The 7,822-nt window shown below is 39.1% G+C and carries 3 protein-coding genes; all 3 read right to left on the bottom strand.

Translation table 11 applies throughout. The features are described from left to right. Nucleotides 1–3,645 (bottom strand): carboxypeptidase-like regulatory domain-containing protein (locus tag J3U36_RS11180; protein ID WP_267385915.1); only part of this gene is annotated, 3,645 nt, incomplete at its 3' end. Then, a complete protein-coding gene (locus J3U36_RS11175; protein WP_267378418.1) occupies nt 3,645–7,196 on the bottom strand; it encodes a hypothetical protein in 3,552 nt (1,183 codons plus the stop codon). The genes J3U36_RS11180 and J3U36_RS11175, both read right to left, overlap by 1 nt. Before the next feature lie 421 nt (nt 7,197–7,617). Next, nucleotides 7,618–7,822: hypothetical protein (locus J3U36_RS11170; RefSeq protein ID WP_267385914.1), on the bottom strand; the 205-nt coding region annotated here is incomplete at its 5' end.

Below are 7,822 nucleotides of genomic sequence, written 5' to 3'. Positions count from 1 at the left end.
AAAAAAACCATCATCGTCATAATCGTAATAAAGTCGACCACTGATCTCTGTATCATTTTTCAGTTTTACTAACCAGTACTGATCTTGTGCTCCAAATAAACCTGAAGGTGCAACTTGCATATATTCCAGATTTGTTTGTACTTTTGTTGGCAGATAAGCGCCTTTTAACTGACCACTGTTACCGACCAATTCAAATTGCGTGGTATCCAAACCAGTTAAACGTAATAACATATTGGTTAGATATAATTTTCCTCGCGTTGAATTCGCGGCAGTATAAGCAAATTCACCCGTGTATTGTACACTTTTATCGATAAAGTCAACTTGATCCAAAATATCGTCAACATTACCGTTAAAATATCCCGGGTAGATGCGAGGGGTAAAAATACCACTTACGGTTAGCAAACCTTTATTATATTGAATGAGTTCTTCTTTAGTGAGCTCAACTGCTTCATCTTTGTTTTTAGAACCTGTTACATCCAAGTAAAGCTTGCCCGAAATTGCCTCAGTCGTATTTGATGATGAAACTTGAGCTTGCATTAGGAATAGATTATTTTTATCTAAATTATTGGCAAGTGAGCCATCGGCTAATACTTCAAAATCTAATGTCCCTGGTGGTGTTGCCGGGTCCATATCTGCAATATCGATAAAATTATCACCCTGATTGTGAACGATACGATATTTGCCTTGAGGCAATGATTTTAGCTTGATCGTTCGATAGTAATCACCAATATCACCCCATTTTTCATAATCACTTCCATTCCAGAAGTAAATTTGAAAATATCCATCTCCATTCTCAATCGTTTGCTCACCTGCATACTTCATATCACCATTGAGATCATTAACAGGCGCCCCCGAAAATTGTCCTTTTCCTTGCATTAGGAAGTGCTTAGTTAATGGCATATCAAGTTGTTTAAACTGTACTTTATAACTTGGTGCTAACTCTTTATCAGGATTAGTGACAGCCGTTGTCCCTGGATAGATAGTTTTAACGATATAAGTCACATCTCGATTAATACCATCTTGTTGCCCTTGAAAGCTATATTCACCCTTGGCATTCGTTAGTTTTTTCCCAATAAAATTACTTCCGTTTTCAGTACAATCATTGGTACCGTCATCTTCACAAAGTAAAACAATAGCATTCTTTAAAGGTAAGTCATTAGCATTGTACATTTGCTCGGTTTGTATCTCACCATCACCTAACCATGTATCTAAAAATACTGAGCCACGAAGTATGTGTTGATTAATTTTTAATTTATACCAGATGTTAGTATCTGTGTTATATTTGTTACCACCACTCGCATTAACAATAATGCTCGATATCATTTTTCTATTATCATTAGGATCGATACTCGAACCACTATTCTGATCATTATTTTCGAAATCAATATCGCCATTCCTTATATCACTGCCGCCACCATATTCCTGTTTAGCCGTAACACGATACTCTCCATTAGGCAAATTAGTGAAATTGTAATGACCCTTGTCATCTGTTGCGAATTCGGTGATAACTGTCCATTCTCCAAATACTTCACGCTCCAGAGTAACCCGATTTTGTTTAATTGGTATATCTTGATTTGGATTATAAGTACCCAAAGTACCAGAATGACTATTATTTAAATAAACATATCCGGAAATCGTATTGGGTCTTGTTGGTGTAAAATAGATGGTATCTCCCCAAGTTTTAGCCGGTGCAACATTAACCGAATATTCGCCATTATATGATTCGGGATAATCCAAATTATCCTTATCATATTCAACAACAGAATAATAAAACAAACCCGCATGATCGATAGAATAATTTTGTGAGCCTCTTACGCCATAAAAACCCGGCTTTTGATAGCTGACTTCTAATTTATTACCTTGTAAATCGGTTGCTGGAGTCACACCATCTTCTTCAAAAAAGACAATTTTAGTATAAGTACTGGCGGTAATCGCTTCGAGCCCATTAATCGTTGAACTCCAGCTCCATTCCCCATTGGCTGTTTTCAAATAATTGACGACTAATAAATTACCTAAACCTTTACGTATTGGTGAATACCAAAAGTTTTGGTTGGTTTTTTGATCATTAAGTTTAGGTAAAATAATCTCTTTAGCAGCAATGTTAGCTTGCATACCATTACTTAATGTGACTTTACCTTTATGAATACTTTTTGATTTAGAGGAGGTACTGGTTGATTTACCGTCTGTATCATTGACAAAAATATTTTCATTTAAATTTATATTTGATTCCGTGACAACAACTTTATAATCTTTGTTTTTTACTAATCCAACAAACTGATAGGTGCCCAAATTACCGGCTGTTAATTGAGAAGCAATTTTTTCCCAATCGGTTCCATTATGTTGGTAAAGTTCGACAGTGGTATTAATTCCTGTACTACCCAGAGTGGCAAGCGGAATATTATTGCCCGTTTTACCTGAATCTGGACCTGCTTTAATATATTGCTGAGGTCCTAGTACAAACACATTTCCAGATATACCAGCTAACGTTGTATCGTTCGGATCCATTTTTAATAAAAATGTCGGACCACTTGTTTGATTATTTTCGTCTGTTATTTTAACGTTTTGTTCAATTTTACTAATTGGAATATAAGGTGCTTTAACATTGGTTACCTTAATGTCATAACTCGCCACCGCTAAGTCTTTAAAACGATATCGACCATTATCAGTAGTAGTCATTGTTTTTGTACCCAGTACTTTGGTTGTCGTGCCAGGATAATAAAGCTCGACATTCATATCAATTGCACCGGTATCAAAATCTACTGTATAGATCCCATCACCATTTTGATCGATAGCGACAACACCATCGACACCCCATTCATTACGTGGTTTAACATTAAATTGCCCTTTTTGATTTTTACCCGCCATATTAAAACTAATTTTGTCAACGTAGGCGTTTTTGCTATCCGGTAACGTTGCATCCCATAAGGCATATTTGATTTTATTACTTGAATCTGCAATAAAATCTTCTGCATCAACCACCATATCATACTGATGCCCTTTTAAGGTATTTTTAAGTTCGACTGTACCACTATTACTTGTTACAAAAATAGGAGTTTTGGAAGAAGCACTATAAATTAGTCTAACAGGAATATTCTTTGCACCATTTCCTTTGTCGTCTTTTATCGCTAAGTTGATATCACCGCCTTGCCCTTTGATAAATAAGTTCTGAGCAGAGGCGCCGGTATCCACTATCAGTTGTACTGAGCGATCAATGGTTTCACCTTCAGTCGTTTTGGCAACAATCCTATATGTCCCCAGGAATGGCGCATCTAATTTATAGCTTCCATCTTGGTTGGTTGTTGCATCAGATAATAGTTTTTGGTTACTATCATATAATTCAACTTTTAAACCCGTTAACGGCATTTCCGTTTTGCTTGCCGTATTATCATAATCTAAATAGACTTTTCCACCTATATCAAAGCCATACGCAGTTGATAGTGTCACCATCGATATAAACGCTGAGGCTAATAGTTGTTTTATACCCCTTAGCATTCTTTTTTTCACTGTTGCATGATGTGCAGTTCGCATTATCTTTTCTCCTGATATGCGCAAATTCTCTTCTTTTCGTTTTTCTACTTTTCGGTTTGATTTGATTTGCACGGATGAATACATCTGACCTCTATTAACTTTTTGCCAACTGTTCATTAGAAACTCCCTACTACATTGACAAACCAACCATGTGAACGGTAGTTCAGACGCGTTAAGTTGTCATTGTAATCCGTAAAGTTATAACCTATTCCCATCTTGATATTGTCACCGACATTTCGGTAAATACTGGTCACAACCCCGTCTTTATGGTCATCCGCTAGGTTTGTACGTAACGTTCGACCTTCTATCTGGTATTCCCAGTCACCTGTCTTGTAATTGAGGCGAAGTGCATATAAGCTTGCTCCTGATGAGTACCACGTGCTTTCACCTTTATAACGTAAATGCCCTTGTCGGTGCGCCGCTTTAAACGCTGTTTCCCAGTTCGCATTCCACTCATACACACCTTCTAATGACCACACCCAACTTTTTTGGTCATACAGGCTTGAGGTATAGCTTTTGCTATTTGACGATGTTGAATTTGCTATCAGCTGATCATCCGGATCTAAACCATACACATACGTTAGCTTTCCGAATAAATTCAGGTTATTGATAGATAACGGGCGATAAGCAAAGCCTAATGTCGATTCCGTGTAGTTACTCACCACTTCACTGTTGTTATCGTGCTCTCCTAACGTTTTTGCAAAATCAAACTGTGCCATCCAGCTTAGGTTCTCGTTCACGGTCGTTTTTGCCCGGTTGGTCGTTACCCATTGACGGATCCGCTCACTACCTTCATCTATCCGGTATTCCACCCGGTTACGTACCTGAACAGTATCATTTTTATAACCATATCCTACTGCATACACATCCCGGCGGGTTTCATCATTTCCGGTTAAACTGGTATTGCGGTTTCGGTAACGATTATTCACCCGCCCTACCGAGTAAGACCCCTCTATAAATTGTGCTTCCGTCGGTTTATAACTTACCCCATAAACATCAGAAGTGGTTCGGTCAATTTTGGTGGTTTTAAATTGACGCTCTGAGTAAAGCTCCATCTGACTGGTCGCTTTGGTGCGTCCCCCAACAATTGTCGTAATACCCCGCCCCGAGGTCGAGTCCACATCATTTAAGACTTTGGTATATAAACTGGTGCGGTCATTTACATCCCAGCTCCCCTGAACACCACCACCGGCCCCCCGATTTGATGCAAATACTTCTGCACCCAAATTGATGCTTTCGGTAATTTGTGAACTGTATCCTAAGGTGGTACGGTTATCATTCGCCACATCGCCCGATTTACCTAACGTCAGCTGCTGAATGAAATAACCTTTATCCCGTCCGCCAAAAAACGAACGCTCTACTTTCGCTGCCACTAAGGTTTCACGGGTAGAAGCATCACCATAATTATGTGTGTTGCGTTGTTGTAACTCTAACGCCGTTTTATATAAGTCACCGAGTGTTGTGTAATATTGAGCACGAGCGATTTTTTCGACATAATTTGCCTTGTCTTTTTCACGACTGTAACCCAGTAAGATACCTTTTTTATCCGTCTCAAAGTCATAACGTAATTCGCCACCCCACTCTTCTAAATCACTGCTACGGGCTTTAGCAAAGGACGAAAAGCCTTTCTGCTGCATCGAATAGTAACCCGTAAAACTTAATGGGATATCCTCACCGGTCAAATCACTGAATTCGATTTTTTGATTAATCTTCCATGCCGCTCCCCGTGTATCACCTGATAACACCGTCTGATTAAATGATAAGCCACCATTACTCGACACAAAAATATCACTCATCCTTGCCTTACTTTTGGCATATTCAAAATGGGTATGCGTGCCTTGCGTCGGTCTGACAATGACATCTAGCCCTTTTAACTCATACGTTTCACCGCCTGACTGGTCTTCACTGATATACGTCCCACCAATTCGAACATGGTCGTTTAACCAGTGATAAGCCCGACCACCAAACACTTTTTGGCTTTCAAAGTCAAAACCGTCCGAGTAATATTCGTATTCCGCTATAATCCAGACCGGGTTACCCCCAACCAGATTACCGCTTTCAATAATTGAACTGCCCGTGCCACCGTTTGCCGTCATCGGTAGGGCTTTGGTTAACATCACCCGACCCTGAAATTGATTCACTTCATAATCAACCCCTTCGTTCAAGGTACAGGTGCTCAGCACCCGACCGGTATTGCGGTCACGTACCTCCATCGACAGCTTTAAACTTCCTTCGGTAATACGCTGATGTTTTAAAAAGTATAAACTACCACCGGTCGAGGCTAACTCAACATGACTGCCTCGCGTTTCACCGTTCGATAAAAACACCGTCGCGAATGTGCGGGTATCACCATAACGGGTTGAATGCTCACTTTCGTGATATAACTTTGCCCCATATAAACTGCGGTTAAAGTTGGCAAACTCATTGCCGGTAATTTGGGTGTTATAGTTACCCCATAACCCGTAACTTTTGCCCTTCTCTAATTTGATATAAAACTTCCCTTCCGTATCCACATCACTTTCTGTGGTCGAATCATCTCCGTATATCGGGTAGTAAGCTTGCGGGTCGATTTCTCGGATAAAACGAGTCGGGTCTTTTTCACCTAAATGTCCAAATGCATTTTTTAATTTCGTTTCAGTCGTGTCCAGATGTGCCGTTAACCGATAATCGCCTTTATTTGCTTTTAAGTAAAAAGCAACCCGACCATCCCAGCTCCCTTTGCCGCTGTAGTGATGACTGTCGGCATCTTCCAGTATCGAACGCCCTTTTCCACTAACATTGTTTTGTGCATACGTCACATCCACGATACCCACATAAAAAATGTCATCTTTCTTTTCAACCACTAACTTTTCCTGTTGCGATTGTTTCTGACCCGATTCATCCTGCCAGCTTATATCAAACTGATACTCACCCGGCGATAAAATCATCTCTCGCATCGCTCGACCTTGAGCATCCGCCACTAAAGGCTCGCCATTAAGCATCAACCCTTGTTTACCTTTTAAGCCCGTCATTTGAATGACCACTTTACGGTCTTGTGCACTGGTGACTATGCCCTGATGATCTATCCGGCTTTCGCCAAAGCCCGGTATCGTGCTCTCTGATTTTAATTGGCCAAATAATAAATGGCCTGAGCCCGATTGATTGTCCAGTTTGTTGTAGGAAATAAAATCACTGTTATGGTCCGCTATGCCTTGACCTAATGTCTTAAAAGATGTTGCATAAACACTGTCTTTCAAACCGTCATAACTGGTGGTGGTTAAAATCGCTTTATACTCGCTGTCTGTCGATAACGGCTCGCCATTATCGGTTTCACCACGCCATAACACCGCTTCATACGGACTGATTTCTTTAAATCGTAAGATCTTTAATGGTTGTCGGTTATCTAAATCCGATTGACGGTAAATGGTGATTTGATATTCTGCGATTTTGGTTGGGTAGTTAGTGTAAATATAAAGTCCCATTGGTGTCGTAAACAATCCTTGCGACGTCAACTTCACTTTTGGATTATAAATACTTAAATTAAGCTTTTCTTCTGCGTTAAACTCATCCCGAATAATATTTAATTTAGGTATATCTAAACTACCTGCATAAACATTATTGGAGCCAAGTAAAAAAGCAAAACTAATACTCAGGCAAAGTGGATGCCGGGTCCAGTTATGTTTTTTCATTTAGTTTATTTCCTTCCTCTTCTTCTAAGATCGATTATATTTTTTATTTCCGTAATTCAACTCAACATCAAAATTTATCCATAAACCTTAAAAAATGATTGATGACCAATCTTAATTAACCTTTGTTGATAAATAATAAATTAGCCAATCAATCAGTTAAAAAAATTACAAAATGAAATACTTTTATTAAAACTTTTTCATAATATTTACATAATACTATATATTGATCACAATAAACGATCAATATATATTATTCTGATCGCTAATTTCTATATTAATTGTTACTTTAATTAGCTGTTTATAGTTATTAAAAGTAAGATTAAGAGGATAGATTAATTAGAAATAAAAAACCCCCGATAGACGGGGGAAAGACCTGAAAGGATAGGGATAGACAGACTTCCTTGTCCGTCTTTGATGGTAATTACTGATTTACCTCGGTAACACCAAAATCAACTTTACTTGGTAATCCCGGCGATACTCTCACCACTTTTGGATTACGTCCACTTACTTTGTACTCTTTCGGTAAGCTTCGTGGGTCTAGTTTGATGACGAAGTTTGCACCTCGTTCCCAACGGCCTCCCGATACGCCAACTATATGGTAACGACCATGCGTATCAGTTGTGATG

The sequence above is a fragment of the Gilliamella sp. B3817 genome (genome assembly GCF_026536705.1).
Lineage (GTDB): Bacteria > Pseudomonadota > Gammaproteobacteria > Enterobacterales > Orbaceae > Gilliamella > Gilliamella apicola_I.
This window is presented reverse-complemented; position numbering and strand designations above follow the sequence as displayed.

Excerpts from the sequence above, each read along its gene's own strand:
- J3U36_RS11175 (WP_267378418.1), bottom strand. The coding sequence starts at position 7,196 with ATGAAAAAACATAACTGGACCCGGCATCCACTTTGCCTGAGTATTAGT.